The organism is Bordetella genomosp. 1, assembly GCF_002261335.1.
Lineage (GTDB): Bacteria > Pseudomonadota > Gammaproteobacteria > Burkholderiales > Burkholderiaceae_B > Bordetella.
Window position 1 is genome coordinate 78,065 of record NZ_NEVL01000002.1, and the last position, 22,773, is coordinate 100,837.

Consider the following 22,773-nt stretch of genomic DNA (forward strand, 5'->3'; position numbering starts at 1 on the left):
GACCGGCGCGGCGCGCCTGGACACATTATAAAAAGGGCAGGGCGCCGCTCACGGCTGGATGACGATGGCGGGCGGCTGGATCACGATGGCCGGGCTGACCGGCGTCACATATTGCTGCGGATAGACGGCCTGCGGGTAGCCATATTCGGGCCGGCATTTGCGCTTTTCTTCGTAGCGGCCGTCTTTCTTCCACTTGCGCTCGACCTTGCAGGCGCCATCGTAATAGGTCTGCTTGGCTTCGCCGCGATGGTGGTGGCGATGACGGTGATCGTCGCGGTCCGCCCAGGCGGCGGCGGGCACACAGGCCACGGTGAGCACGGCGAGCCATTGTCCGAGGCGGCGGCGCGCAGCGTGCGGGAAAGTCGATTCTTGCATGAGGGCAACGCCAGGCTGGCGCGTAGTCGTCAACGGTTTGTAAGGTAACAAGCCGTCCACGAACCGGGCGTACGCAAGCGTGCGCAAGGGTAACCAGATGCAGGGGGGCGGGCTGCGCGCTCAGTAGTGCGGCGGGAGCTCGTCGCGCAGGCTGCGGAACGTGCCGGGCGCATTGCTGCCCTGTTCGCGCAACTCGTGTACCTCGCGCGCCAGTGCCTCGATCTGCTGTTGTTGGCGCGCGATGATGGCGTTGAGGCTGTCGAGCAGGTCTTCGGCAAAGCTGAACTTGATCTCGAGCTCGGTCAGGCGCGCCTGCGTCTGCTGCAGCGTTTCTTCGGGGGTGGGAGTCGCGGTATTCATAGGGTGGGGTGGGCCGGGGCGGCCGGTGTCGTTTGACGGGCTGGATAAAAGGGTCTAAGGTCTAGCCCCATGGACGTCCGCCCGACCTTTCTTGCTGCAAGCATTATTACCGCCATTATCCACATGGCGGGTCAGGCCACGAAATAGTCCAAGCAATTTCAAAGAACCCGCCCCCGAGGCGGGTTCTTTTTTTCTGTCTCGTGGGCGCTGCCGAAACCAGGAGCCCCCATGTACGACACCGCCGAAGAACCCGCCACCCGCCCCGCCGCCGATCCCGTCGATCTGGCCGCGCACTACGCCCGCAAGACGCTGAACGCGCCGGTCTACGACGTCGCCATCCAGACGCCGCTCTCGCCCGCGCCGCGCCTGTCACGCCAACTCGGATGCGAGGTGCTGCTCAAGCGCGAAGACCTGCAACCCGTCTATTCCTTCAAGCTGCGCGGCGCGTATAACCGGGTGATGCAGCTGAGCCCGGCGGAACGCGCGCGCGGCGTGATCGCGGCGTCCGCCGGCAATCATGCGCAGGGCCTGGCGCTGGCCGCGAAGAAGCTGGGCATCGAGGCCACCATCGTGATGCCGCGCACCGCGCCCGAGCTGAAGGTGCAGGGCGTGCTGTCTCATGGTGCGCGCGCCCTGTTGCATGGCGACGCCTTTCCCGAGGCGCTGGCGCATGCGCAGGCGCTGGCACGCGAACAGGGCCTGGTGTTCATCCCGCCCTACGACGACCCGGACGTGATTGCGGGGCAGGGCACGGTGGCGATGGAGATCCTGCGCCAGCATCCGGGCCGGCTGGACGCGATCTTCGTGCCGGTCGGCGGAGGCAGCCTCGCCGCAGGCGTGGCGGCGTATGTGAAGCACGTGCGCCCGGAGGTGAAGGTGATCGCGGTCGAGCCGGCCGATTCCAATTGCCTGCAGGCGGCGATGGCGGCGGGCGAGCGCGTGGTGCTGGAGCGCGTGGGCGCGTTTGCCGACGGTGTCGCGGTGGCGCAGGTCGGCGCGTATACCTTCGAGGTCTGCCGCCGCTACGTGGACGACGTGATCCTGGTGAGCGCCGACGAGATCTGTGCCGCGATCAAGGACATCTACGACGACACGCGCTCCATCACGGAACCCGCCGGCGCGCTCGCGGTGGCCGGCCTGCGCCGCTATGCCCAGTCGCGCGATGCGAGCGGGCAGGTACTGGTGGCGATCGATTCCGGCGCCAACATCAATTTCGACCGCCTGCGCCACGTGACCGAGCGCGCCACGCTGGGCGAGCAGCGCGAGGCCCTGATCGCGGTCACGATTCCCGAGCAGCCGGGCAGCTTTCGCGCCTTCTGCGAGGCGCTGGGATCGCGCCAGATCACGGAATTCAACTACCGCTACCACGCGGGTGCCGACGCGCAGATATTCGTGGGCGTGCAGACCCATCCCGAACGCGACCCGCGCGATCGCCTCGTGGCGGGGCTGCGCGACAAGGGCTTTGCGGTGCTGGACCTGACCGACAACGAGCTGGCCAAGCTGCACGTGCGCCATATGGTGGGAGGCCGCGCCGACCGGATCGAGGACGAGCGTGTCTATCGCTTCGAGTTTCCGGAGCGGCCGGGCGCGCTGTTCGATTTTCTGAGCAAGCTGGGCGGCCGCTGGAACATCACCATGTTCCATTACCGCAATCACGGTGCGGCCGAGGGGCGCGCGGTGGCCGGGCTGCAGGTGCCGGCCGACGAGCTGGCCAGGCTGCCGGCCGTGCTGGACGCGGTGGGCTATCCCTATTGGGACGAGACCGACAACCCGGCCTATCGCCTGTTCATACGCTGAGCCGCGCGGGCCTCAGACCGTGAAGCGGCTGCGGCCCAGCAGGCGCAGCGCCACGTGGCGGCCGGTGCTCATGAACGGATAGAGGGCGCGCGACAGGCAGGCGTTGCTGAACACCATGGCATTGAATTGATTGAACAGGTCATTGCCGGAGGACAGCAGCGCCAGCCGGTTCACGCAGTCGGCGCCGAAGTAATCCTGGCCGTCGAGATGCAGCAGCATGCCCTTGTCGAGGTCGTAGCCTTGCTCGGCATAGGTGCGCGCGAGCTCCGGATGCTCGCGCACGTTGAGCAGGTCGACCTGCCCCACCGCCTGGCGCAGGCGCACGAGCTTCACGTAGTTGCTGCAGAACGGGCAATCGCCGTCGTAGAGCAGGAAGTTGCGGGACGGGGACATGAGGCGGATCCGGTGGGTGGGACACGGAACCAGCATAGCGCGGATGTGGGCCGGCTGCCCGGCGCGCCTGGCTAGCGGGCGCCCGCCAGCAGGTGCGGGTCGGCCGCCGCGGGCGCAGGCGCCGGGGGTGGCGCGTGCCGGCCGGTGCTGGAGATCCGCAGCTCGCGGGTGCCAAGGCGCAGGGTCAGGTCGATGATGCCGACCTCGGCGCCCGGGGTGTCGGCGGCGAGATCCAGGTGGCTGGCGAGATCCAGGATCCTGCGGCGCGCCGCGTGCTTGTCGGCGTCGGGTGTGGCGGGATAGGCCTCGAGGCAGTCGATGAGCCGGCGCAGCGCCCGCAGCTGCGTGGTGGCCTGGCGGCGTTCGGCCGCCTCCCGACGGGAGATCCAGAGCCCGGTGCCGGCCGCGCTCAAGGACACGAGCGCGGCCAGGATGGGCAGCACGAAGAGGAGGGTTTCAGTCATTTTTTTCCTTGGACAGCAGCATGCATCCGCCCGCCGAAGCGAGCCCGCACGAAAAGATGAGGAGGGAGAGGCGCTTCACGATGTGCGCGTCGAGCGCGTCGTGGCGGGCGGCGGCGATGGCAAGTTCACCGAAGTACATCGTGGCCAGCACCACGACGAGCAGGGTGGTGCCCGCTGTCGCCGTTTTGAGGGTGGCGTGGCGCTGACCGCTACCGATGATCTCACCGAGGGCTGCGCCGCAGAGCGTGGTGGTGACCAGCAGCAACTGACCCTGCCCAACCGCAGTGCCCCAGTCGGGCGGGTCGGGAATGGAATTCAGGCGCAAGGTGGCCGCGATCAGCGGCGTCATGGCCATGAGGACGGAGAAGAAGGCCCATCGGAGCATGTGAGCAAGCATGGTCGTACCTGGTTTTGATGCTCCCCGGAGGGTAATCCTGGCCAGGGCGGCCGTGCGGCTCGGGCGCTCATACCTCGGACAATGTCATGTGAGACATCGAGACGTCGCCTGCAGGTCTTGCCGGGCGCGTGAGCGATTGAGGGGCGGGCGGGGCGGAAGGGCCAAGAAGTTAGATGCCCCAACTGAAACCGTGGGTGCGACGCGGCTCAGGTGCTCGCGATCTGCCTGGCCAGCAGGTGGCTGATGATCTTCGAGAGCGGTTGCAGATCAATCGGTTTGCCAGCCAGGTGCGAGCGGTCTGCCACCTGAAGGGCGTGCACGTATTCGGCACGGTGGTCGCAGAGCAGTTCGGGCAGGGTGCGCTTGCCCGGCAGCGGGCCTCCCAGGCGCGTGTAGAGCGGATTTCCCTCATCCTGCACCAGCTCCCAGATCACCACGGGGCTTCACGCCGGGCGACGGCTCAGCAGGTCTTCGACCTTGTCACGCGTCATGTTCTCGCGCTGTCCCACCACGCTATAGACGAAGGAGATGAGCTGCTGCTGGAATTCATCTTGCGATAGCGGGACCGCGGCGGCCGCCTCGAGGCGAGCAAGCAGTTCGGCGCTGGTGTTCTGGGCGAGAATTTCCATGGTGTCGTTCCTCGGGCTGAATACGCCTGGGGCTGAGCATTCCTGCGATGCGGACCAGAAAAAGTCTAGCAGCTGCTCGGATGGGGGCGTGTCCGCTGTGCCTCGAGGTGGACTGATTCGTCACTTGACCGATTCGTCAGGTGAGTAGCGGGTGGGGCGGGGCGGGGCGGGTCGGGCGCGTGGACGAAAAACTCCCACACGGCGCCGGAAATGAAAAAGGCCCGCCTGGAACAGGGCGGGCCATCATCGGCAGCTTGTGTTGCTGGAGGCGCAAGCCGGAATCGAACCGACGTACACGGATTTGCAATGCGCTGTGGCTGTATGGGCATCCAGCGGTTACCCAGTGGCGCACTGGCCGAAAACGGCGCCACAACGCCCGCAAAACACGGGGCGATGTCAAGATTTCCCCACACCCTTTTGCGCGATCGCGCCGAGGGCATCGGCCAGGTTTTCCGTCGACAGGTGAGCATACCTGCTGGTCGATCGCGCGCTCTTGTGCCCCAGCACCTTGCCCACCGTGTACAGCGGCATGCCGGCCTGCACCATGGCGCTGGCGGTCGAGTGCCGCAGGTCGTGGAAGTGGAGGCCGGGGCGGCCGACCGCCTCTGCCGCCTTGCGGAACCAGATCATCATCGACCGATAGCTGATGGTCGGCGGCAGGTGCCGCGCTGCGTAGCTCGCGATCTTGGGCAGCATCGGCACCACGCGGCGGTCGCCGTTCTTGGTGTCATCCAGCACGAACCGGCCGGGCTCCATCCTGGCGGCCCAAATCTCCCCCTTCCGCATGCCGGTGTAGAACGCTATCAGGATGAGCGCGCGGGCGGGGCGCTTCTTGCACGCGCGGGCGAGCTGCAGCGCCTGCTTGCGGGTCAGGTACTCGTGACGCTCGTTGCGCACCTCAGGCAGCGCCAGGTGCGTCCCGGGGTCGGGCACGTTGAGCCGCTTGGACTTCCAGAAGAAGCGGCACGCCGCGCGCAGCAGCACCAGGCGCTGTTTGATCGTGGCCGGCGCCAGGACGCCCTGGCCGGCGGTCGTGATCTTTTCGCACACGTCGGCCAGGTCGATGAACCGCTTCCCCTCGTAGTGGTCAATGACCGCGGCCAGGTGCCCCATGGCCGTGCCGTGCGATTTCAGCTCAGTCTTCTTCTCCAGGTAGAACTGGACGGCGTCCTCGATGAGGGGGGATTCCTGCTCAATGCCCTGCGCTATCGCGTAGAGGCGGCTGCTCTCTTCCCGGTCGAACGTGTCGGCTTGAGCCTGACTCCATTCTTTTGGAAGAAGCTTCGTAGCCCGGACCCGGCGGCCGGTAATGACACGGTCGAATTCAAAGCGATATCGACGGCGGCTTTTATCGAAGTAGATCGACATTCGTTTTCGTATTGCTCTATGTCTGTGGAGTCGAAACGGATCAGGCGGCCCAAGCGCAGGCACGGGATCGGGCCGCCTGGCGCGGCGAGTCGCCGAACTGTGTTGGGGCTGACCCGTAGCCGGGCCGCCACCTCGGCGGGCGTCATCATGGTCATAATTGCCTCCCAGGTGCCCGCGCTAGACGGGCGTCCATGCGTTGTGGGTGGTGTCCAGCAGGCGCTGGATTGCTTCAGTCATCGGCGCTCGGCCTGTTGTCGATGACGATCTGGGCGGCGACGATAGCGAGGCCCAGGGCCATGCAGATGTAGAGGACGGCCAAGCTACCCATGGCGCTGGCCCTCCTGCATCTTTGCGCCGATCTCGGCGGCGGCGGACACCACGGCCTGATTCGGGTCAAGGGACGTCGCCAGCGTGACTTCTTCGTCGTGGTCCCAGATGACGCAATCCCACCCGCCGCCATCCAGCGGCACCAGCCCAAGCCGCAGCCGCACCTGCAGGCGCCGGTTGTCGCCATCGTCGCCGCGCGGATTCCATTCCACGCCCGATACCTTGCCCGATGGGTCGGCCGTGTCCGGCCGGCGGAAGAGCTGATGCGCCTGAAAGCCGGTTCCGGGCCACACCTCGAGGCCGGCTGCCTTCGCCGCCAGCAGCAGATTTTCTCGTTCGCTACGCATCGTTCTTCTCCTTAGAGGCCAGGGCGGCGCGCCGGCGCAGCTCCCATTCCTTGTTGGTCATGGAAAGGCCGTTCACCACGTCCTCAGGCAGGATGACCGAGGTGCAATGAGGGCAGACTGGTGCCATATTTCGGCTGCGCCAAGCCTCGTCCATGCGCTTCGCCGCCCGGCTGGTCAACGTGTGGGCGGCATCCTCGCGCAGCTGCTGGGCTTTTGCATCGAGTGCGTGGTGACGCTCGACCAGTTGCAGGAACGCGTCGAACGGCTCCACATCGGATTCGCAGTCCTGGCAGTACACGCGCCGCTCGTTGGTGTCATACGCCAGGTGCAGGTGGCGGCAAGTCGAGATGGGCCGCCGGGACATGCCGCGCGCCACCCGCAGATCGCCAATGTCCACCACCTTGACGCCGTACAGGTATTCCATCGGGACGATCGGGTCAGCCATCTTCCCGCTCTCCTTGTTCGGTCTGGGCGGCAGAAAGGGCGGCGCGCTGCTGGCGGTCGGCCAGGACGGCGGCGCGGGCGTAGGCGCGATACTGCTCCCCGTGCATCATGCCCAAGCCAAAGGGCAGCGGCGGTAGCACCACTTCGCCCTCGGCAGGCTGCGGCGCGGGGGTGGACATGAGGGCGCGGATGCATTGAGCAGCATGTTTCGCATGGAAGGCAGCGCTTTCGGCGAACTCCGTCCAATCGCTCCGGGCGTTCGACGGAAACAGCGCGGTATAGGCCGTTTGCGCCGCTTCCTCCAGTGCCGCATTGCGCGCATCCGCGCTGGCCTGGGGCGCGGCGTAGACCGTAACTAGCTCGTATCCATACTTGCGCTGTAGCTCTCGTTCGCTGTCTTGGATGGGGGCATCCTGTAAGGCTTGCCCGGTCGAGTACGACCGAATTTCCCCGTTCTTGTGAACAGCGAGAACTGCGAACGGTCGCGCCTCCCCGGCTACAGGGGCGCTCAAGCGCTGCACGATGCGGCGCGCTACAAACCCCTCCCAGTGCTCGCCAATGGGCGGTCGTTGATCGTCGCAAAGCAACTCGTACACCGCCTGAACCGCCGGCGATTCAAAGGCAGGAAGATTACTTACGGCTGCAGGGGCGCTTGCCTGGAAATCTAGCCCTGACAGCAACGCCCGAATAGCGTTTTCAGCTTTATCCAAGGCGTCTCCTGCGCCTTCGTGGTAGGTACTATTGGTGCTCGAGTCGTCTTCAATTCGGTACTGAAGGGCTATATCTTCAATCACGTTAATTGCCAGCCACATTCCGGCTTTGCGCGATAGCAGCGGCTCGTCGTATTTAGACATGGGATTTCTCATATCGCCCACCGGCTCGCCGCCCTGGCGCAGCTTGTCGAGCACGGCGCGATCCACTGTCGCCGGAATCATGTTTTTTCTGATATCCCAATACACGCTGCGCATGCTCACAACGGCGGGTTTGCCTTCCCGACGCGCTACTCGTTCCATCTGGGCATAGCTTTCGGCGTAGGCTTCGAGAGGGTGGCGGTCGTCGTCCGTCAGCTCGGGGGTGTTGTTCATGCTATGCACCTCATGCTTTCTTCGATGAAGATTTGCGCTTGCTGCGCGTTGATCGCGTTGCCGTAGGCGCGCAGTCGTCCCACGCGGCCGGGAGCCCCATGAGCCAGCGGGAATGTGCCGGGTTCAACTGGCCGCCAGCGGGTCCCTCCTGGATCACAACATTCGATCCAGTCCGCCGCAGCCCAGAACCCATTGACAGGGCCGCAGCCATCGAAAGGTCCTGCGGCGAGCCTTTGCGCTTGATCTCCTTCAGGCTGCCCTCCAGTGTTCGGACGTTCTTCTTCCCATCCGATGCCCTGCAGGTCGGCCAGCCCGCCAGCCGGGCCTGCATGGCCAGGCTGATTTGCCGATGCTCCGCGATGCGCTTGAGCACACCAGGCAGCAGGCAGTCGGCCTTCTCGCCATCCGTGGCCATCGGCGCACGCCACCCAGAAAATGCGCTCTCTGGGTTGGGGCGCGCCGACGCTCGCAGACGGAAACGGGACGGCCCCAAAGGCGTAGCCCATGGTTTCCAGGTCAGCGTGTACAAGGTCGACCCAAGGATCTGCGTCCTTGCTTGCAACCTGCTCTCCAAAGACGATTGGAGGGCGACGCTCTTGAATGAGCCAATGCCAGTGCGGCCAGAGGTGCCGCTGGTCATCAAATGCAGCTCCTTTGCCTGCCGCGGAGAAAGGTTGGCACGGGCAGGAACCCGTCCAAACAGGTCGATCATCTGCCCAGCCGGCACCTCGAAGGGCATGCGACCAGACGCCGATTCCTGCGAAAAAATGGCACTGGGTGTAGGGTCGAAGGTCATCAGGGTGTACGTCCTCGATGCTGCGTTCGTCCACGTCGCCAGGTGCGATGTGACCGGCGGCAATCAGGTTGCGCAGCCACTGCGCTGCGTAGGGGTCAATTTCGTTGTAGTAGGCGCCGCGCGGGGCCATGTCTCACCCCTCCTGGCGCTGCTGGGCGGCGACGAACGACGGCTCGTACTCGAGAGCGACTTCCCAGCGCCCAATCTCGGGGCCGGTGAAACCGTCGAAGATGGCGAATGTCAGCGGCCAAATGGCCTCAAAACCGTCGTGGTTGCGGTAGTAGTCTTCGGCGCAGGCCTCCGCGTCTTCCTCGTCGATGTTGTCGACAGACGAGCGTTGGACAAACTCGGGGGCCAAAGTGCGGCGTTTCGGGCCAGACTGCGGCCAGACTCGTGCGTAGAACCTCATGCTGCACCGCCTTCGCCCTGCTCGGCAGCAATGGCCGCGTCGTAGAGGCGTTGGGCGCGGTTGTAGCCGATCATCAGGCATGCGCTCAGGACGGTCGGGCACGGCTGGCTGTGCGCCTGCACAAGCCAGTTTGCGGCGCCCTGCAGCGGATCGACTTCCCGCGCATCGCCAGCAGCGGGAGCGGCGACGGGCGGCGGGCAGTGCGGCTCGGAGCGTAGGTCACCGTCGTAGTCGAGGATGAAGGGCTCATTCGGTAGTTCACCGATCAGGAACCGCGCGCGGTCGGCCTCGTAGCGAACGCGATCCGGATACTCGGAGCGGTCCAGGGTCAGCGTGACGCCGCCCATCAGGCCGTCACCCTTGCGATACAGCATCGCTGTCCAGTTGTGCTTGCCATTGGACTCGGGCATCGACCCGTACCAGACGGCCAGCTCGGGCTGCTCGTCCTGCTCGCCGGCCGGGATGGCGGGATGGTTGCTGTTCGTCGTCATGCTTGCTCTCCGGTGGCTTTCAGAATGGCGGCGCGAGCTTGCTTGATGCAGTGCTTGATGCCCGGGTTAGTGCTGGGCGAATCCATGTCGAACCGGTCGGCAATGTCGTCGGCTAGCTCTTGGAGCGCCTCCAGCAGTTCCGGCGCGGCGGCGATCAGGCGGGCGTTGGCGTCGCACTCGGCGCGATATGCCGGACGGTGCGGATCGCCGCTGTTGATGCCCCAGGTGGCGGCGACCTTCCGGCCGTTCTCGGCGCGCACGTCGCACCCAAAGCCGCTGCCGATATCGCGGGCCCACGGGCCCGGCGTGTGTTTCGTCGTCATGCTCGTTGCTCCTGGGCGGCGCGCTGCTGGCGCACCAGCGCAATGGCGACCTTTTCCGCTTGCCACAGCGTGGGCACGTCGATCAGGCCGAGGATGGTGTCGATGACGGCGCAGGTGTGGGCCAGCACGGCCAGCTGCTCGTCGGTGAGGGGCGCCGACGCGGCGTAGGCCTGCAGAGCCTCGGCGCCGGCGTTCAGGTGGTCGAGCTCTTCCGCGAAGCGGCGGTTGTTGGCGATGGCCACGCCCACGGTGTGGATGGTGGAGGCGAGGTCGGTGCGCGCATCGTCGTGCGGCGCTGTGCGCAGGCGCGCCAGCGCCAGGTGCATGTCCAGGCTGATCTGGTCGCGCAGCTTGCGCATCATCGGGATGTGCACAGGCCGCTCGACGCGGCGCTGGGCGCGTTGGCGCGCGCGTTGCTGCTCGAGCTGGCGGCGCTGCTGTCGGTTCATGGGGGCGGGCGTGGTCATGGCTGGTACGGAACCCATGCAATTACGGGGCGCTTGGTTCGCTTGCTGATGACGGTCGCTCCGTGGCGGTCGGTTTTCTCGCCGCGCACCATGACCCTCAGCCCGCGAGCCTTGACGGTCCTCTTGGCCAGGGCAATCCAGTCCTCAGCGAACTGAGGCGCATCGAATGCCGCGGAAACCTGCTTGGGCTTGCCGTTCTTCAGCATCTCGGCGGTTCGGTCGCGGATCCATGCGTCGACAGTGGCGGCCGTGACCTCGGCCCGCTCCTGGCTCGACATCTTCGCGAGCCAGGTCTTACTGGCCGCCTCGGCCGACTTCCTAGCCAGCGGCTCGGTGATTCCAAACACGCAGAATGCGGTCATTTTTCACACCTCTTATTGGGAATAGCGAATAGGTGAGCGGTGCCTCGGAGTCCTCGACTGGTGGCGCCGCCCGGCCGGCAGGAGCTAAGCGCGGGCGTGAGGCCTCTTAACTGTTGGCGTCGTCGTTACCCAGCACCCACCGCAGGGCGGCGGCGTACTCGCCCCGGGAGGACTCCAGCGCTGCCTGGATCTGCTTACGGGACTTCATGCGGGGGAGTTCGCCCATGACTGCGGCCTGCTTCCGGCTGCGCTCGTGCGCTTTGGTCCCCTGGCCCGCTTGAACCAACTGGGCGACCTTGTCGCGTTGCTCGTCGACCGGAAGCTTGGAGAGTGCCTTGGCATGCGTCAGGGTGATCTGGCCGGCCTCGATGGCGTCCTGCACGACCTTGGGGCTGTCGAGCAGCGACAACGTGTCGCGCACGGTGGCGACGGTGCAGTTGTAGATCACGGCGATCTGGTCCTCTCCCTTGCCGAGAGCGAGGTGGCGCCGCATCTTCTCCGCTCGCCCAATCGGGGTGTCGGCAGTGCGTGCTTCATTCTCGCTGGCGATGGCGTCCAGCGCCGCCTCGCGCTTTCCGGCATACACGACACCGGGTATGAGCCGCTCGGGGACGCCGCGGGCATGCCGCCACTGATTGGCGAGAATCGCCGCTTTGACGCGCTGGCGCCCGAACACCACCTCCGTTTCCCCGGTTTCCGGATTCTTCGAAACCCCGATGGGTTCCAGCACCCCTTGATAGTCGATGTTGCGCGCCATGGCCTCGTCCACGGGCAGATGCACGCGAGGGTCATAAAGCGGGCTGGATTCGTCGGTCACCAGGACCAGCTTGGTGGGGTCGAAGTTGAGCAGGTTGCTCTGGCCTTCGGCGCCATACACGTCTTTGGATTTTTTAGCCATGCTGAAGTCCTTAGATTTGCTTCTCGCCGCCGAGGGCGTCGACCAGCTCGGCGATGAGTTTGGCGAGCTCGCCGCTCATGAGGGAGAAGTCGGAGTCGAAGCGCTCGGCATCGGTCTGCGAGATCGCATCAGGGTTCTCGGTCAGCAGGTCCAGCGGAGCCACGCGCTTGATGTCGAGCCCTTCGGTCAGTACGAACGACACGCGATCGGCCCAGGTCAGCGCCAGGCGGGTGCACTGCTTGCCGCCCTGGATGTGCCGGCGCACGTCGTCTGCGTCGATCGAGTGCTTCACATAGCGGATCGCGGCTCGGCTCTCGCCGCTGGCGCGCAGCTCGGTGTCCTGGTCGATCGAGAAGTTGGCCGGCGCTTCGTCTTCGGCCAGCCAGCGGGTCATGGCGGAGGCCGGCGATTCGTTCACATAGAGGTTCTCCAGCGGGAAGTCGCCGAGCGCTTTGACCAGCATGCCGATCACGTCGCTGGCGCGCGCGTCGGAGGCGGTATCGATGAGGAGCCAGCGGTGAGCCGTATCGACCCAGACGCGGGTGTCTCGGTACAGACTGAAGGCGCGCGGCAGGAGCTCATCGGTCACGCGCTCCTTGAGCTCCTTCATCTGCTTGCGGCCGGGCTTGTAGCCCTGCTGCTCTTCGATTTCCTGGGCGCGGGCCTTCGTGACCTGGTTGACCACGCCGGCCGGAAGCAGCTTCTGTTCGACGCGCAGCGCCAGGAGGTACTGGCCATTGACGACGTGCACCAGGTCGCCGCCTTCGCGCGGCGGGATCCAGCCAACAGACTGGGCCTCGATGCTGGTGCCGCCCGAGAACTGGTGTTGCTGCAATTGCTCGTTGATCTGCTCGACGGACAGCCGGAACTGCCCGGCAAGGCGATACACCTTCAGGTTCTTGAACCACATGGGGGGGGGACTCCGTGGGGATGGGGGAGGGCGGCGCCGCGTCAGCGGTTGCCTCCATGGGTGTGCAGCGCCGCCCGAGGGGAACTGAGGGAAAAGTGACCGCTAGAACGGAATGTCGTCGTCCATATCGGCCAGATTGGCCGCTGCGGGTCCAGCACCCGCGCGCGCGTCCGGGGCAGCTTCGCGCCGCCGAGCGTAGTCGCTGGGCTGGCCGGAGGCCTGGCGGCTCTGCCGAGGCGCTTCGTTCTGACTGCCGCCGTCGCCGCCTTCGCGGCCGCCCAGCATCTGCATCTGGTCGGCCACGATTTCGGTGCTGTAGCGGTCAGCGCCGGTGTCCTTGTCTTGCCACTTGCGGGTCTTGAGGCGGCCTTCGATGTAGACCGAGCGGCCCTTCTTCAGGTATTCGCCGGCGATTTCGGCCAGGCGGTTGTACATGACGACGCGGTGCCATTCGGTTTCTTCGCGGCGCTCGCCGCTCGCCTTGTCTTTCCACTGACTGGTGGTGGCGATCGAGACGTTGCAGACGGCCGCGCCATCCGGGCTATAACGGACTTCGGGGTCTCGCCCGAGGTTCCCCACGATGATGACTTTGTTGACGCTCGCCATCACGCGGCCTCCTTGCGCAACAAGGCTTCATAGGAGCTCACCACCTTCTCGAACTCGATCAGGTCTGCTTCCATCGCCTCGATGAAATCATCGTCGCGATCGAACACCCGGCACCAGAGCTGCTTATTCACCACCTCCAAGGCAGGGCAGTACAGGCAGATGTGCCAGCGCTTCCGGCCAGTGAGCCACATGCAGCCCTGGGCCTGCTCCATCACCGTGCTGGCATCGTTGTCGACCCAGAAGGCGCGCAGCTTTTCGGGGGCGATGAAGCACTTGTATTCGCTGCCCTCGTCATCCTTGATGAGACCGTCTGCGCTGGCGCCGAAGCGCCCGTCTTCGGTCATGACGAAACCTGCACGCTTCACGAACAGGCCGGTCTGGATTTCGTGCTCCATCCGCGCCTTAGGCTCCAGCTCGTGCCCGCGTCGCATCGAGTGCGTCTCGAAGCCCTCGTCCAGCGGGATTCCGCTGATGCGCTCCACGGCCAATCTGAAGGCGTAGTTCAGTGCAGCCTCGGAATAGTCGCCGACCTTCTCACCGTCAATCGCACGTTGGATCACGTCGGCGCGCGGTGCCGCTTTGTATCCGGCTATCTCGCGTGCGCTCGACTCGGTGCGGCCCGAGAGGATCGCATCCACATACTTCTTCTGCTGCTCGGTCAACCCGTTGACCTTGGCGCGCACCGTGGAGAACATGCTGGCGGTAATGACACCGGCACGCGCTTGGTGCCACTCAGGACTGCCCTGGTCGCATTCCAGTACTTTGAAGCTCATGATGCCCCCATGCGTGATTTTGCTTCGCTCACGGCGGCCCGAAAATCGTCGTAGACCTTGAGCGAATTGGTTTTCTTGATTTCGAGTAGGCCATCACGCCAGACCTGGTCGAGTTCCGCGATGGACTGAGCGTTTTTCGCCGCCTGGATCCAGCTATCGACTGCTTGCTGCGCCGGGGCGTCGAGCGAGTTGGCGTCGTTGTCGTCGCCCTTCTCGGAGATCCCGCAAACGGCCTTGAGCGTGTGGCGCTCCAGGTACGTCGTCGTGGAAACGATGGACTGGATGATGTTTTTGCCGCCGCTATCGTCTGCGGGAGCGTCGAGCGTCGCCGACTTCTCGTGCCCAAGGCGATGCTGCAAGGTGCAGGTGATGTAGATGCGGGCGTTCTTCTGCTCGGGCGTCCAGCTCCAGGAGAACCCGTGGCGAGCCAGCGCAGGGCCGACGGCGTCTACCAGATCGGACAGCTCAGCGTGCTTGTACTGAGTGCGCCCCTTCGAGGTAGCGAAGTCAACCTGTTTTCGCTTGATGACCTCCACCTTCTCGGCCTTGAACGCAGCGAATGCGTCGTTGAAGGCCTTGCGCGCTTCGTCGGCCTCCCATTCCCGCTGGATGGCCATCATTTCCCTGACCTGCTCCAGTGGGATGCCTTGCTTTACCGCGGCCATCATCATGCCCATGGGCGAATTGGCGGGCAGTACCGCCACCTGTCCGGCGACCTGATCAGGTTTGGGGGCCACTGCGCGGGCCTGGGCGTCGATGACTTCAGTCATAGTGTCCTCAATAGGTGATTCGGATCTTGGGAATAAGGCCGTTGGCGATGAGCGTGATCGCCTGTTTGGCGGCGGCCTCCGGTACCCCACCTTTGACCAGCTCTGCCAGGGCAGCGCGGTTAACGCTGCGCTGGTGCTCGACGTCGGCTTCACGGCGCTTGGCTTCCGCCTCGGCAGCCGCCTGTTCGTCGGCGATGCGCTGCCGCTCGGCGGCTGCCGCCTGCTCGGCAGCCGCTTTTTCGCGCCGCTCGGCTTCTGCGGCCGCTTCGCGCTCGCGCGCCTCCGCGTTCCGCCGGTCGAGCTCGGCTTGTTTCTCGGCCGCGATGCGGCGCTCTTCGGCCAGCTGAGCCTCAAGCTTTGCCGTCTTCACGGCCTCGGCGGCTTCAGCTTCGCGGCGGGCCGCAGCGTTTCGCTCTGCCTGAGCGGCGGCATCGGCTTCGCGTTGGGCCTTCTGGGCCGCCTCGCGCGCAATTCGGTCCTCTTTGTCTTTGCGCTCCCGCTCGGCTTCAGCAGCGCGCAGGCGCGCCAGCTCGGCTTGTTCGGCATCGCGCTTCTCGCGGGCGGTCAGCGCGTCCGTCAGGCACGTCGCAGCGCGCTCTTTCACGCGGTGGCCTTCCGCTTCGAACTCTTCATACGATTCATCGACGACGCGGGCCTGCAGCTCAGCAATCGAGCTGCGCAGCTCTGCGGCATCGAGGTCGCGGCATTCATCCGCGCGGAGGCGGAACCATTCGATGTTGGCTTTGTGACGCTGCTGGCGAGCCTCTTCCGCGGTCTCCCAGTCAGTCAGGGGCTGGCGGATCTGTTTCTGGAAGGAATCGAGCACATCGAAAGCGCGCTTACGCTCGGCGTCGATCATGGCCGGGATTTTCTTGTACTGGGCAGAGAGCTCTTTCCCGCGCTTCTCGATGGCCTGCTTGGCCTGGGCGACCTTGAAAGCATCGCTGGCGCATTCCTTTCGGCCCTTGACGGTGCTCATGTCGTAGGCCACACCGCTCAGTTGGACGCGGATCTGTTCGATGATCGGGTCCAGGCCCTTTTCGGCGCTGAAAGTGGCCAGTGCATTCTCTGCCGTGGGCAGCGTGATCAGTTCGGTGGCTTCAGCCATGGTCATTCCTTGGCGGCGAGTTTGGTAGTGCCGCAGCGTTCGCCGCACGTGGGGCGGTCAGTGGATTGGGCGTCGAGGGTGGGCCCCAGCACGCAGGCCAGGACCACAGCGACAATGAGTGCGGAGCCGTTGACGATCAGCTCCCAGTGGGTGCGGAGGCGGCGGATCATCGGGCACCTCGCGCGGCCAGCATGGCGTCGGCGAACTCATAGGCCATTGAGGCCGCCCATTCGGCATAGCCATCGCCTGCGTCGCCTGCGTGGAACTTGCGACCAGCCAAGCCAGCAAGCGCCTGCGCAGCGAAGTAGTCGCGCAGGGTCATGCCGTCCTTGCGCGTGCCGCTGGTGTCGAAGTGCACCCGGGTGTGCGGGAACGCCGGGCCGCCGTCGTTGATCGTGTCCATTACTCAGCCCTCCAGGGGTCGGTATATCGGTGGAGCCGCATGGCGAGGTCGCCCAGCACCGCACCCGCGAACGCGCAGCCGGCCATTACCAGCACGGTGGCCCAGGGGCTGAGAGGCGGGAGGGCGGCGATCATTGGCGCGGCCCGAAGGTGATGTGTGCGCCGTCCATAGCCGCGTCCACCAGCCGGCGGCGCGCGCATTCTTCCGCGGTCACCAGCAGGCGGTTCGCGAGGGATTCGATCACCGCGGGGCCCATGCGGCGCTTCAGCGCGACGATCAGGGATTCGAGCGCGGCCACGGTGGCCGGGCTCGGGTCGGTCATCAGGAACACCGCCGCCGGCACCGGGTTCTCGTGCTGCACGTGCACGCAGCGTTTGAGCACCAGAGCGCGGTGAAACTCCAGGTCGAGATCGGCGTGCAGGCGCTCGCGCTGCCGGTCTTCGTGCTCAGGCTCGCGCTCGCCGGGCGCCATGCCTGGCGCGGCGGTGCGTGCGGGGTCATCCTGGATCATGTGCAGGTTCATGGCGGTGTCCTTGAGGAGTGGGGGTGCAGCGCCCCGGGCCGGTCTCCCCGGCCATTCCCCAGCGTCACGACGCGTGCGCACGCGGCGATGTTGCCGAGGGTGGGTAGGGAGCGGGAGGGGCGCTGCGGGAAGGGGCTCCGTTTCGTGGAGCGGCCGCCCGACTGTTTCACGGGGCCGAGGGTGAGTGAACATCTACTAGGCCGGCTGGCTGTTCGTCACTCGTCGCTTTGGAGGGTGGCCGGAGCTGATCCCGGCACAGCGCGTTCTTCGCGGCGGACCCGCCTAAGTCGCACAGGCACTTACTGCCACGCGCATCAGCACTGCGCATTCACCCTCAACGGAGCCATCTACGGACGGAGTAAGCTGCCTCGCCCGGTGTGCACACTTCTAGCCGGCCCTTGCGGACGTAGATGGCTCCATTGAGGGTGCTGGCCTTTCTCTTCGCCAGCGCGGAAGTGATGCCCGAGAGCAGTAATCGCTGGCCGGAGGCCGGCGCGAGGCTGGATGTCGGGACCATCACATGGTCAGGCCGGGGCCTATCGCAATCCCCAACATTCCGACGCTTCATAGTCCAGCGGATGCCTTAGCTCCACGCCGCTGACCATGTGATGGCCCTTCCTTGAGCGGGAAGGGCGGTAGGCTCACGCGGGGCATGAGCGGTGGCTGTTAGGTGGCTTGCCGATTACGGCACGCAACGCAAAGCGCGTCTTTCTCGATTTCTCTGGCGTCTGCTATTGCGCTTAGTGCTGACGTGTCCTCGTTGACCGGGAAGCCGCATTCAGGGCACGGCCAACGCAGCTTCATTTGCCCACCGTCGTTAATTATTTCCATGCCCTCCATCAGTCCGATCTGTTCAACCCTGGCGCTGCTATCGCACCCGTTGCATTCGTCGCATCCAGTGATTCGACGGCCAAGGTTGTCGTAACGGTAGCCCCGTGCGAAGTCGTGGCGGCAGGCAAGAAGGCCCGAAGCCCTCGCCATAAATTCGGCAGCGTTCATGCGCCCGCCTCAACTCGGCGAGCAGCTTTTTCCGCGATGACTTGGAAGCGCAGGCCCTTGGCGCGCTGATATTGGGCGCCACGCGCATTGCCGATGCGTTCCAGGTTGGCAGCGCCGCGCAGGCAAACGCGTGCGCGCGACGACAAATCGTCGGCCAGGTTGTGAAGTTGGATCAGGCGATGCGTGGTCATGGTCATTTCCTCAGTGCTGCCCCGGCGTTTGGGGCGGTTTGACTGCATCGGTATGCGAATCCGGAAAGAAGCGGGCCGAGTTCTCATCGGCTGGGTGAACCGCTGCACCGTGTCAACCGCCAGCCGATTCCACACTAAGCGCAAGGCAGTGGGGCTGCGTTGTGTCACTGCGGGCGTGAGCGCGCTTCTATCAGCGCCGCCGCTTCTCTCAGGACTCATGTGGCTGCGCCCTGTCACGGCGCGGAGGTGATTAATTCCGCAGCAGCCGAACAATCCGCATCGCACTCTCGTTCCCTCCGCCGCGGAGCTTCGCGACAGCCCGATGAAACTTGAGTTGTTGATGCTGCCCGCGCCTGAACTTTCGATCGCGAAAAAGGCGGCGCTCGACCGAGCGTGAATTGAGGCCCATGGCTTCTCCTTTGTCCATTCATCAGCCATCGCTCATAGAACGGGCTGACAGATGAAATCTGGGGCAGCGCGTCGACTGGCAACTCCCGCTCATCGCGGCTCCAGACTGGCAACTGCCCTCACGCTGCGCCGTTGAACCCGTAGGCCGGCGTTGCAGTGGGTTCCGGACTTCTCCCGGTGGTCATTAATCGATTACCCGCCATCGATCGATCCTTGGCGCTCTTTCGAGACTGAACATGCCTGCGACGCTCGGCGCGTGCCGGCTTCCGCACCACATTGCGGTAACCACTTGGCTGCTCAGTTCTTGCCTATCTTTTTTGTCCAGGGCACGGCGGCTCCCCTGTCGCGGCGCCTCTCGGCGAATGCGGGACGTTTGGTGATTCGGTTGTTAAAGAGCGGGTATCGCATGCAGCCCTACTGGGTCGCCCTTATCGGGTCAGGCCGGTCTTTGCTGCTGGTCCGTTTCCAGACCGTAAACGGACAATAGCAAAACTTTGCTAGTCGGGTCAAGCAAAATATTGCTAAAGCGCGGCGTGCGCGTGAACGCCGAGTGGTTTGGGTGGCGTGCCTGGAGCGAAGAGGATGGGACGAGGGGGGAGGCGCGCGAGCGGCGGTTTCGCCATGCTTCCGCGCGATAACGCGCGCTCAGCCGGCGATACTCGTTTGAAGATGGGCTATGCCCGACCTGCGTCGGTGCAAGCGTGCAGAGACGCCGCCGTTAGGGCCAAGCGGAAGATGCAGGGCGTGGCTGCCTGCATAGAGATTCAGTGCTTTGGGAGGGGCCGCGGCAATCCCGCGGGCGTTACATCGAGGATTAGAGCTTTGCGCCAGCCCAGACAACCTGGCCCAGGATCCGAACAGGCACGCCGTCTTCCAGCAAGATGTCCGGGTAGGCGGGATTGATGGACCTGGCAACCCAGCGCTGAGTCAGCCTGTCCTTCGCTACAGACTTGACCAGCATTTTTCCGTCGTAGTTGATGGCAAAGATCCCGCCGCCGGCCAAGTCGCGCAACGTGAGGTTTTCATTCGGCACCACGAGCAAAGCTGCGCCGTCGCGGATGACCGGCTCCATGCTGTCACCCTTGGCATAAACCACCACGCCGCGACCGCCGTCGGCCCCGACAGATCGGAGAAATGAGCGCCGGAACTGGATGACTCCGGTCTGAAGTTCGCTGTCATTCTCGATTCCGTCTCCAGCTGCCAGCCTCACGTCGGCGAGCTCGGGAACCTTCTCGAACCTATCGTTTGCAGCATGCGGTTCGCCGGGGGCAACGTTCGCGGACACCTGGCCACTAGCCAGGCTCAACGATGGGCGCTCGCGCTCAGATTGAAGCGTCGTCTTGGCGCCGGGCTCCCATGGAGCGGGCGGCAACCCAGGTATGTGCATCGGGAAGGGGTCTTCGCCTGAGTCGATCGGGACGATTCCGCCGCGAGGACGCGAAAGGGGAGCGCCGGAGACGACCGGCGCGGGCTCTACGTGCGCTGGTCGCAGCAAGTCCCACGGCGCTACGCCGAACACTCCGGCCAGAGCCTCGACCTCCCCAAACTTCGCCGACGGCACTTTTCCGCTTTTGCTCGGCTGACGGCGACCTGGGTTCAGATAAAGGCTGATCGTCGTCTGGCCAACCCCCGAGGCCTTAGCCAGCGAAGCCTGCACATGGCCAGTCTTCGCCATCAAGCGGGCGAGGTTCTCCGCAAGTATCTCGTTTAGGGTGGTCGCACTCATCGGGCCAGTGTGCAATTTCTTGCTAGCAAAGTGTTGCTTGCAGGAATAGCAAAGTTTTGCTACTGTGCCGCCATGAACACTCCCCTTGACCAAGACGTCCGCGATCGCCTCCTTGCTCGGCGAGGTGAATGGCCCACGATCGCCACCGATTCCGGCGTGTCCCACTCGTGGATCTCCAAGTTCGTGCGCGGACAGATCCCGAATCCCGGATACACGACCCTCACCCGGCTGGGCGTCAGCCTGGGCATCCGTGGCCTGCGGCGCACCGCTGGGCCTGGAGGGGGAGAGCACGCGTGACATCAATGCACCAAGCCTCTCACTTCGTCACCGCAGGCCTCGTCCCTGGCGCGGTCAATCTCATCGCACAGCCGATTGAACAGCTCCATCACGGTGGCTTCGCTTGGGTTCTCGAATCCGCGGCGCGCGATGTCTTGGGCTTGCTCCAAAAGCTTCTGGGTCTCGGTCATAGCAATTCGGGTCTGGTTGTCGATGCGAAAAATTTTCACCCACGTCCATGCTGTAACTCACGTTGTAACTCCATGATTTTTTCCTAAGGAAGAGCAGTGCACACCCACTCCGCAGTTGCCCATAGCGCCAGTACGTTGTCGGCGCCCGCCGGTAAACGCTTTCTGCCGCTGTCCGCGGTGGCTGCGTGCAAGACCTTCCGTGAGGCGGTGCGCCTCGCATGGGAGCACCGGGAGAGGCCGAACATGACGCAGCGCTCGCTTGCCGAGGAATGCGGCCTGTACGCGCCGCACGTCAGCAGCTACCTGCACCCCGAACCTCTCGACGGCAAGAATCGCCCACGGCTGGATCTGCCGGCGGACTGTATCGACGCGTTCGAGGAGGCCGTGGGCAACCACGCCATCCGCCAATACCTCAACCATCTGGGCCGGCTGACCATCATGGAAGAAGTCATCGCCCAGAGGGCCGCATGACCTATGACGACGCCCTCGAAATTGCCCGGCGCGCGCTTGATGAAGCGATGCGCCTCCACGGGCAGGACCGCGCCAAGGTCTACGAAGAAATGCGCCTGCGTGAGCAGCAGGACCCCGAGCTGGAGCGCGCGATGAACGTCATCGGCCGGTTTACCCAATTTTCGACGAGGCACTGATGCGCGCTCGCCTGTTAAATCCCAAGTGTTTCGTGCTGGTCGGGCAGAGCCAATTGTCGGCCCTGCTGGATCTGCTGCCTCGCCTGCCACTCGATGCAGAGCGTCCCTACGAAGTGCTGATCCGAGAGCGCCAGAAGTCGCGCTCGCGCGCACAAAACGCGTTTTCCCACGCCTGGTACGGCGAGATCGCTCTGGCGCTGCCCGAAGATGATGCGCTGGGCTGGAAGTGCTACTGCAAGCTGCACCACGGCGTGCCAATCCTGCGTGCTGAGGATGAAGAGTTCCGCGCCGCCTACGACGGCGCCATCAAGCCGCTGGCCTACGAGAAGAAGCTGATCGCGATGCGGGTGTTCCCGGTCACATCACGGATGAGCACGCGCCAGCTGACCAAGTACGCCGATGCGGTGCGCGACGACTTCGCCGCCCGCGGCGTCATCTTGGAAGTGAGGGGGGACTGATGCTCAAGCGCTCCGCACCCCTGACCCGCAAGACTCCGCTCAAGGCCACCGCCGTCCTGCAGCGCACCCCAATGAAACGCCGCGCGCCGAAGAAGCGCCCCGGCCACGAACCGAAGTGCCTGGCCGCGTGCCGCGGCGAGCGCTGCTACCTGCAATTCGCCGGGTGCTGCAGCTACCAAGGCGACCCCACGGTCGTGCCTGCCCATCAGAACGAAGGGAAGGGCATAGGCCTGAAGGTCCACGACAAATTCACCGTTCCCGCCTGCTTCCATTGCCACACGCTTTACGACCAGAGCGGCATCGACCGCGAGGTCAAGCGCGCCACCTGGGACTTGGGCTACACGCGATGGGAACCCGTGCGCGACGGCAAGCTGAGATCCGCATGAATTACTACCCCCACCACATTGGCGACTTCCGATCAGGGACCGTCAACATGAGTCGGCAAGCCCGTTGGATCTACCGCGATCTGATGGACGTCTACTACGACACGGAAAAGCCGCTGCCTGACGATCTGGACCTCCTGTGCGACATGGTCGGCGTCGAGTCCGACGACGAGCGCCGGATTGTTGAGCGTTTGCTGCGTTTCAAGTTTTCCAAAACTGATGAGGGCTACCGGCACGAGCGGTGCGACGCCGAGATTGCCGCCTATCACCAGAAGGCGGCGCAGGCGAGAAAAAATGGAAAGGCCGGCGGACGCCCGCGCAAGCAGCCCGCATCCGATCAGAAACCAAGCCGGTTTCCGGCCGGTTCCGATCCGGATGCAATCGGCAGCCAAGAGCAAACCGGATCAAAAGCTAACCAAGAACCAAGAACCAATAACCAAGAAACAGAAGAACTCCCCCCTACCCCCCGCAAGCGGGGGGCCGGCTTTGACGCCTCATCGATCGATCTGCCGGACTGGCTCGATCGCGAAGACTGGCAAGCCTGGATTGCCGATCGGAAGGCGCGCAAGAAGCCGGTGACGGAGGAGGCGCCAAGCGGCAGCTGCATCAGCTCGCGGCCTACCGCGGCGAAGGGCACAAACCTGCCGACGTGATCGCCAACAGCATCGC

The 22,773-nt window shown here is 64.8% G+C and carries 37 protein-coding genes; 6 read left to right on the forward strand and 31 right to left on the reverse strand.

Annotation, left to right across the window (positions count from 1 at the left end):
* Positions 1 to 48: 48 nt before the first annotated feature.
* Both CEG14_RS26565 and CEG14_RS05460 read right to left on the reverse strand, forming a co-directional pair.
* Entirely contained in the window at positions 49 to 375 is a 327-nt protein-coding gene (locus CEG14_RS26565) for a hypothetical protein (RefSeq protein ID WP_256985587.1), read from the reverse strand.
* Positions 376 to 495: 120 nt separating this feature from the next.
* On the reverse strand, positions 496 to 735 hold the full coding sequence (locus tag CEG14_RS05460) for a SlyX family protein (protein ID WP_094825360.1): 240 nt from the start codon (positions 733 to 735) through the stop codon (positions 496 to 498).
* 228 nt (positions 736 to 963) lie between these two features.
* Between CEG14_RS05460 and ilvA the strand changes: the two genes are divergently transcribed.
* On the forward strand, positions 964 to 2,532 hold the full coding sequence (gene ilvA, locus CEG14_RS05465; RefSeq protein WP_094825361.1) for a threonine ammonia-lyase, biosynthetic: 1,569 nt from the start codon (positions 964 to 966) through the stop codon (positions 2,530 to 2,532).
* A gap of 12 nt (positions 2,533 to 2,544) precedes the next feature.
* Here the strand turns inward: ilvA and CEG14_RS05470 are convergent, their stop codons facing one another.
* The 29 genes from CEG14_RS05470 to CEG14_RS26265 form a co-directional block, all read right to left on the reverse strand.
* Entirely contained in the window at positions 2,545 to 2,925 is a 381-nt protein-coding gene (locus CEG14_RS05470; protein WP_094825362.1) for a DCC1-like thiol-disulfide oxidoreductase family protein, read from the reverse strand.
* Between the two features lie 71 nt (positions 2,926 to 2,996).
* On the reverse strand, positions 2,997 to 3,389 hold the full coding sequence (locus tag CEG14_RS05475; RefSeq protein ID WP_094825363.1) for a hypothetical protein: 393 nt from the start codon (positions 3,387 to 3,389) through the stop codon (positions 2,997 to 2,999).
* On the reverse strand, positions 3,382 to 3,786 hold the full coding sequence (locus CEG14_RS05480) for a hypothetical protein (RefSeq protein WP_094825364.1): 405 nt from the start codon (positions 3,784 to 3,786) through the stop codon (positions 3,382 to 3,384). Before CEG14_RS05480 ends, CEG14_RS05475 begins: the two co-directional genes overlap by 8 nt.
* Before the next feature lie 206 nt (positions 3,787 to 3,992).
* Positions 3,993 to 4,223 (reverse strand): hypothetical protein, encoded by a 231-nt coding sequence (locus CEG14_RS05485; RefSeq protein WP_094825365.1) that lies wholly within the window; start codon positions 4,221 to 4,223, stop codon positions 3,993 to 3,995.
* Positions 4,224 to 4,229: 6 nt separating this feature from the next.
* Positions 4,230 to 4,415: a hypothetical protein gene (locus CEG14_RS05490; protein WP_094825366.1), complete on the reverse strand. Its 186-nt coding sequence runs from the start codon at positions 4,413 to 4,415 to the stop codon at positions 4,230 to 4,232.
* Between the two features lie 396 nt (positions 4,416 to 4,811).
* Positions 4,812 to 5,726, reverse strand: a complete 915-nt coding sequence (locus CEG14_RS05495; RefSeq protein WP_373454181.1) for a tyrosine-type recombinase/integrase — start codon at positions 5,724 to 5,726, stop codon at positions 4,812 to 4,814.
* The gene (locus CEG14_RS26785) at positions 5,621 to 5,938 is read right to left on the reverse strand and encodes a helix-turn-helix domain-containing protein (RefSeq protein WP_094825368.1); all 318 of its coding nucleotides are present in this window, start codon (positions 5,936 to 5,938) and stop codon (positions 5,621 to 5,623) included. Before CEG14_RS26785 ends, CEG14_RS05495 begins: the two co-directional genes overlap by 106 nt.
* 165 nt (positions 5,939 to 6,103) lie before the next feature.
* A complete protein-coding gene (locus CEG14_RS05505) occupies positions 6,104 to 6,457 on the reverse strand; it encodes a hypothetical protein (RefSeq protein ID WP_256985588.1) in 354 nt (117 codons plus the stop codon).
* Positions 6,450 to 6,902 carry a hypothetical protein gene (locus tag CEG14_RS05510; RefSeq protein ID WP_094825369.1) on the reverse strand — a complete coding sequence of 151 codons (453 nt, stop codon included), beginning with the start codon at positions 6,900 to 6,902 and terminating at the stop codon, positions 6,450 to 6,452. Before CEG14_RS05510 ends, CEG14_RS05505 begins: the two co-directional genes overlap by 8 nt.
* Positions 6,895 to 7,986, reverse strand: a complete 1,092-nt coding sequence (locus tag CEG14_RS05515; protein WP_094825370.1) for a hypothetical protein — start codon at positions 7,984 to 7,986, stop codon at positions 6,895 to 6,897. The genes CEG14_RS05510 and CEG14_RS05515 overlap by 8 nt, the downstream gene beginning before the upstream one ends.
* Entirely contained in the window at positions 7,983 to 8,912 is a 930-nt protein-coding gene (locus CEG14_RS05520; protein WP_094825371.1) for a DNA cytosine methyltransferase, read from the reverse strand. The genes CEG14_RS05515 and CEG14_RS05520 overlap by 4 nt, the downstream gene beginning before the upstream one ends.
* Positions 8,913 to 8,915: 3 nt before the next feature.
* A complete protein-coding gene (locus CEG14_RS05525; RefSeq protein ID WP_143277169.1) occupies positions 8,916 to 9,191 on the reverse strand; it encodes a hypothetical protein in 276 nt (91 codons plus the stop codon).
* A complete protein-coding gene (locus tag CEG14_RS05530) occupies positions 9,188 to 9,682 on the reverse strand; it encodes a hypothetical protein (RefSeq protein WP_094825373.1) in 495 nt (164 codons plus the stop codon). The genes CEG14_RS05525 and CEG14_RS05530 overlap by 4 nt, the downstream gene beginning before the upstream one ends.
* Positions 9,679 to 10,005 (reverse strand): hypothetical protein, encoded by a 327-nt coding sequence (locus tag CEG14_RS05535; protein WP_094825374.1) that lies wholly within the window; start codon positions 10,003 to 10,005, stop codon positions 9,679 to 9,681. Before CEG14_RS05535 ends, CEG14_RS05530 begins: the two co-directional genes overlap by 4 nt.
* The gene (locus CEG14_RS05540) at positions 10,002 to 10,472 is read right to left on the reverse strand and encodes a hypothetical protein (protein ID WP_094825375.1); all 471 of its coding nucleotides are present in this window, start codon (positions 10,470 to 10,472) and stop codon (positions 10,002 to 10,004) included. The genes CEG14_RS05535 and CEG14_RS05540 overlap by 4 nt, the downstream gene beginning before the upstream one ends.
* Positions 10,469 to 10,834 (reverse strand): hypothetical protein, encoded by a 366-nt coding sequence (locus CEG14_RS05545; protein WP_094825376.1) that lies wholly within the window; start codon positions 10,832 to 10,834, stop codon positions 10,469 to 10,471. Before CEG14_RS05545 ends, CEG14_RS05540 begins: the two co-directional genes overlap by 4 nt.
* Positions 10,835 to 10,940: 106 nt before the next feature.
* On the reverse strand, positions 10,941 to 11,732 hold the full coding sequence (locus CEG14_RS05550; protein ID WP_094825377.1) for a ParB/RepB/Spo0J family partition protein: 792 nt from the start codon (positions 11,730 to 11,732) through the stop codon (positions 10,941 to 10,943).
* A gap of 10 nt (positions 11,733 to 11,742) precedes the next feature.
* Complete coding sequence (locus tag CEG14_RS05555; RefSeq protein ID WP_094825378.1) at positions 11,743 to 12,642, reverse strand: recombination-associated protein RdgC; 900 nt, start codon at positions 12,640 to 12,642, stop codon at positions 11,743 to 11,745.
* A gap of 102 nt (positions 12,643 to 12,744) precedes the next feature.
* Complete coding sequence (gene ssb / locus CEG14_RS05560; protein ID WP_094825379.1) at positions 12,745 to 13,248, reverse strand: single-stranded DNA-binding protein; 504 nt, start codon at positions 13,246 to 13,248, stop codon at positions 12,745 to 12,747.
* Positions 13,248 to 14,021 (reverse strand): lambda exonuclease family protein, encoded by a 774-nt coding sequence (locus tag CEG14_RS05565; RefSeq protein ID WP_094825380.1) that lies wholly within the window; start codon positions 14,019 to 14,021, stop codon positions 13,248 to 13,250. Before CEG14_RS05565 ends, ssb begins: the two co-directional genes overlap by 1 nt.
* A complete protein-coding gene (locus CEG14_RS05570) occupies positions 14,018 to 14,791 on the reverse strand; it encodes an ERF family protein (RefSeq protein WP_094825381.1) in 774 nt (257 codons plus the stop codon). The genes CEG14_RS05565 and CEG14_RS05570 overlap by 4 nt, the downstream gene beginning before the upstream one ends.
* 7 nt (positions 14,792 to 14,798) lie before the next feature.
* On the reverse strand, positions 14,799 to 15,899 hold the full coding sequence (locus CEG14_RS05575) for a hypothetical protein (protein WP_094825382.1): 1,101 nt from the start codon (positions 15,897 to 15,899) through the stop codon (positions 14,799 to 14,801).
* A gap of 2 nt (positions 15,900 to 15,901) precedes the next feature.
* Positions 15,902 to 16,069 carry a hypothetical protein gene (locus CEG14_RS26260; protein ID WP_179280543.1) on the reverse strand — a complete coding sequence of 56 codons (168 nt, stop codon included), beginning with the start codon at positions 16,067 to 16,069 and terminating at the stop codon, positions 15,902 to 15,904.
* A complete protein-coding gene (locus CEG14_RS05580; RefSeq protein WP_094825383.1) occupies positions 16,066 to 16,302 on the reverse strand; it encodes a hypothetical protein in 237 nt (78 codons plus the stop codon). Before CEG14_RS05580 ends, CEG14_RS26260 begins: the two co-directional genes overlap by 4 nt.
* 130 nt (positions 16,303 to 16,432) lie before the next feature.
* Positions 16,433 to 16,825: a hypothetical protein gene (locus CEG14_RS05585; RefSeq protein WP_094825384.1), complete on the reverse strand. Its 393-nt coding sequence runs from the start codon at positions 16,823 to 16,825 to the stop codon at positions 16,433 to 16,435.
* A gap of 666 nt (positions 16,826 to 17,491) precedes the next feature.
* Positions 17,492 to 17,824 carry a hypothetical protein gene (locus tag CEG14_RS25635; RefSeq protein ID WP_143277170.1) on the reverse strand — a complete coding sequence of 111 codons (333 nt, stop codon included), beginning with the start codon at positions 17,822 to 17,824 and terminating at the stop codon, positions 17,492 to 17,494.
* Positions 17,821 to 18,015, reverse strand: coding sequence for a hypothetical protein (locus tag CEG14_RS05590; protein ID WP_094825385.1), 195 nt, complete (start codon positions 18,013 to 18,015; stop codon positions 17,821 to 17,823). Before CEG14_RS05590 ends, CEG14_RS25635 begins: the two co-directional genes overlap by 4 nt.
* Positions 18,016 to 19,237: 1,222 nt before the next feature.
* Positions 19,238 to 20,149: an XRE family transcriptional regulator gene (locus CEG14_RS05595; protein WP_143277171.1), complete on the reverse strand. Its 912-nt coding sequence runs from the start codon at positions 20,147 to 20,149 to the stop codon at positions 19,238 to 19,240.
* A gap of 299 nt (positions 20,150 to 20,448) precedes the next feature.
* Entirely contained in the window at positions 20,449 to 20,616 is a 168-nt protein-coding gene (locus CEG14_RS26265; protein WP_179280544.1) for a hypothetical protein, read from the reverse strand.
* 96 nt (positions 20,617 to 20,712) lie between these two features.
* On the opposite strand from CEG14_RS26265, the gene CEG14_RS05600 reads away from it, so the two are divergent.
* Genes CEG14_RS05600 through CEG14_RS05620 form a run of 5 tightly spaced genes read left to right on the forward strand, consistent with a single transcriptional unit; the run spans position 20,713 to position 22,757 of the window.
* Positions 20,713 to 21,087, forward strand: a complete 375-nt coding sequence (locus CEG14_RS05600) for a helix-turn-helix domain-containing protein (protein WP_094825386.1) — start codon at positions 20,713 to 20,715, stop codon at positions 21,085 to 21,087.
* Positions 21,084 to 21,263, forward strand: a complete 180-nt coding sequence (locus tag CEG14_RS05605; protein ID WP_094825387.1) for a hypothetical protein — start codon at positions 21,084 to 21,086, stop codon at positions 21,261 to 21,263. Before CEG14_RS05600 ends, CEG14_RS05605 begins: the two co-directional genes overlap by 4 nt.
* Entirely contained in the window at positions 21,263 to 21,721 is a 459-nt protein-coding gene (locus tag CEG14_RS05610) for a hypothetical protein (protein ID WP_094825388.1), read from the forward strand. The genes CEG14_RS05605 and CEG14_RS05610 overlap by 1 nt, the downstream gene beginning before the upstream one ends.
* Positions 21,721 to 22,107 carry a DUF1364 family protein gene (locus CEG14_RS05615; protein ID WP_094825389.1) on the forward strand — a complete coding sequence of 129 codons (387 nt, stop codon included), beginning with the start codon at positions 21,721 to 21,723 and terminating at the stop codon, positions 22,105 to 22,107. Before CEG14_RS05610 ends, CEG14_RS05615 begins: the two co-directional genes overlap by 1 nt.
* On the forward strand, positions 22,104 to 22,757 hold the full coding sequence (locus CEG14_RS05620; protein WP_094825390.1) for a YdaU family protein: 654 nt from the start codon (positions 22,104 to 22,106) through the stop codon (positions 22,755 to 22,757). Before CEG14_RS05615 ends, CEG14_RS05620 begins: the two co-directional genes overlap by 4 nt.
* The last annotated feature ends 16 nt before the right edge of the window (positions 22,758 to 22,773 follow it).

Bases quoted from the DNA above. Each gene is read 5' to 3' on its own strand.
- CEG14_RS26565 (WP_256985587.1), bottom strand. From the start codon at position 375: ATGCAAGAATCGACTTTCCCGCACGCTGCGCGCCGCCGCCTCGGACAA.
- CEG14_RS05460 (WP_094825360.1), bottom strand. From the start codon at position 735: ATGAATACCGCGACTCCCACCCCCGAAGAAACGCTGCAGCAGACGCAG.
- ilvA (WP_094825361.1), top strand. From the start codon at position 964: ATGTACGACACCGCCGAAGAACCCGCCACCCGCCCCGCCGCCGATCCC.
- CEG14_RS05470 (WP_094825362.1), bottom strand. From the start codon at position 2,925: ATGTCCCCGTCCCGCAACTTCCTGCTCTACGACGGCGATTGCCCGTTC.
- CEG14_RS05475 (WP_094825363.1), bottom strand. From the start codon at position 3,389: ATGACTGAAACCCTCCTCTTCGTGCTGCCCATCCTGGCCGCGCTCGTG.
- CEG14_RS05480 (WP_094825364.1), bottom strand. From the start codon at position 3,786: ATGCTTGCTCACATGCTCCGATGGGCCTTCTTCTCCGTCCTCATGGCC.
- CEG14_RS05490 (WP_094825366.1), bottom strand. From the start codon at position 4,415: ATGGAAATTCTCGCCCAGAACACCAGCGCCGAACTGCTTGCTCGCCTC.
- CEG14_RS26785 (WP_094825368.1), bottom strand. From the start codon at position 5,938: ATGACCATGATGACGCCCGCCGAGGTGGCGGCCCGGCTACGGGTCAGC.
- CEG14_RS05505 (WP_256985588.1), bottom strand. From the start codon at position 6,457: ATGCGTAGCGAACGAGAAAATCTGCTGCTGGCGGCGAAGGCAGCCGGC.
- CEG14_RS05510 (WP_094825369.1), bottom strand. From the start codon at position 6,902: ATGGCTGACCCGATCGTCCCGATGGAATACCTGTACGGCGTCAAGGTG.
- CEG14_RS05515 (WP_094825370.1), bottom strand. From the start codon at position 7,986: ATGAACAACACCCCCGAGCTGACGGACGACGACCGCCACCCTCTCGAA.
- CEG14_RS05520 (WP_094825371.1), bottom strand. From the start codon at position 8,912: ATGGCCCCGCGCGGCGCCTACTACAACGAAATTGACCCCTACGCAGCG.
- CEG14_RS05525 (WP_143277169.1), bottom strand. From the start codon at position 9,191: ATGAGGTTCTACGCACGAGTCTGGCCGCAGTCTGGCCCGAAACGCCGC.
- CEG14_RS05530 (WP_094825373.1), bottom strand. From the start codon at position 9,682: ATGACGACGAACAGCAACCATCCCGCCATCCCGGCCGGCGAGCAGGAC.
- CEG14_RS05535 (WP_094825374.1), bottom strand. From the start codon at position 10,005: ATGACGACGAAACACACGCCGGGCCCGTGGGCCCGCGATATCGGCAGC.
- CEG14_RS05540 (WP_094825375.1), bottom strand. From the start codon at position 10,472: ATGACCACGCCCGCCCCCATGAACCGACAGCAGCGCCGCCAGCTCGAG.
- CEG14_RS05545 (WP_094825376.1), bottom strand. From the start codon at position 10,834: ATGACCGCATTCTGCGTGTTTGGAATCACCGAGCCGCTGGCTAGGAAG.
- CEG14_RS05550 (WP_094825377.1), bottom strand. From the start codon at position 11,732: ATGGCTAAAAAATCCAAAGACGTGTATGGCGCCGAAGGCCAGAGCAAC.
- CEG14_RS05555 (WP_094825378.1), bottom strand. From the start codon at position 12,642: ATGTGGTTCAAGAACCTGAAGGTGTATCGCCTTGCCGGGCAGTTCCGG.
- ssb (WP_094825379.1), bottom strand. From the start codon at position 13,248: ATGGCGAGCGTCAACAAAGTCATCATCGTGGGGAACCTCGGGCGAGAC.
- CEG14_RS05565 (WP_094825380.1), bottom strand. From the start codon at position 14,021: ATGAGCTTCAAAGTACTGGAATGCGACCAGGGCAGTCCTGAGTGGCAC.
- CEG14_RS05570 (WP_094825381.1), bottom strand. From the start codon at position 14,791: ATGACTGAAGTCATCGACGCCCAGGCCCGCGCAGTGGCCCCCAAACCT.
- CEG14_RS05575 (WP_094825382.1), bottom strand. From the start codon at position 15,899: ATGGCTGAAGCCACCGAACTGATCACGCTGCCCACGGCAGAGAATGCA.
- CEG14_RS26260 (WP_179280543.1), bottom strand. From the start codon at position 16,069: ATGATCCGCCGCCTCCGCACCCACTGGGAGCTGATCGTCAACGGCTCC.
- CEG14_RS05580 (WP_094825383.1), bottom strand. From the start codon at position 16,302: ATGGACACGATCAACGACGGCGGCCCGGCGTTCCCGCACACCCGGGTG.
- CEG14_RS05585 (WP_094825384.1), bottom strand. From the start codon at position 16,825: ATGAACCTGCACATGATCCAGGATGACCCCGCACGCACCGCCGCGCCA.
- CEG14_RS25635 (WP_143277170.1), bottom strand. From the start codon at position 17,824: ATGAACGCTGCCGAATTTATGGCGAGGGCTTCGGGCCTTCTTGCCTGC.
- CEG14_RS05590 (WP_094825385.1), bottom strand. From the start codon at position 18,015: ATGACCACGCATCGCCTGATCCAACTTCACAACCTGGCCGACGATTTG.
- CEG14_RS05595 (WP_143277171.1), bottom strand. From the start codon at position 20,149: ATGAGTGCGACCACCCTAAACGAGATACTTGCGGAGAACCTCGCCCGC.
- CEG14_RS26265 (WP_179280544.1), bottom strand. From the start codon at position 20,616: ATGACCGAGACCCAGAAGCTTTTGGAGCAAGCCCAAGACATCGCGCGC.
- CEG14_RS05605 (WP_094825387.1), top strand. From the start codon at position 21,084: ATGACCTATGACGACGCCCTCGAAATTGCCCGGCGCGCGCTTGATGAA.
- CEG14_RS05610 (WP_094825388.1), top strand. From the start codon at position 21,263: ATGCGCGCTCGCCTGTTAAATCCCAAGTGTTTCGTGCTGGTCGGGCAG.
- CEG14_RS05615 (WP_094825389.1), top strand. From the start codon at position 21,721: ATGCTCAAGCGCTCCGCACCCCTGACCCGCAAGACTCCGCTCAAGGCC.
- CEG14_RS05620 (WP_094825390.1), top strand. From the start codon at position 22,104: ATGAATTACTACCCCCACCACATTGGCGACTTCCGATCAGGGACCGTC.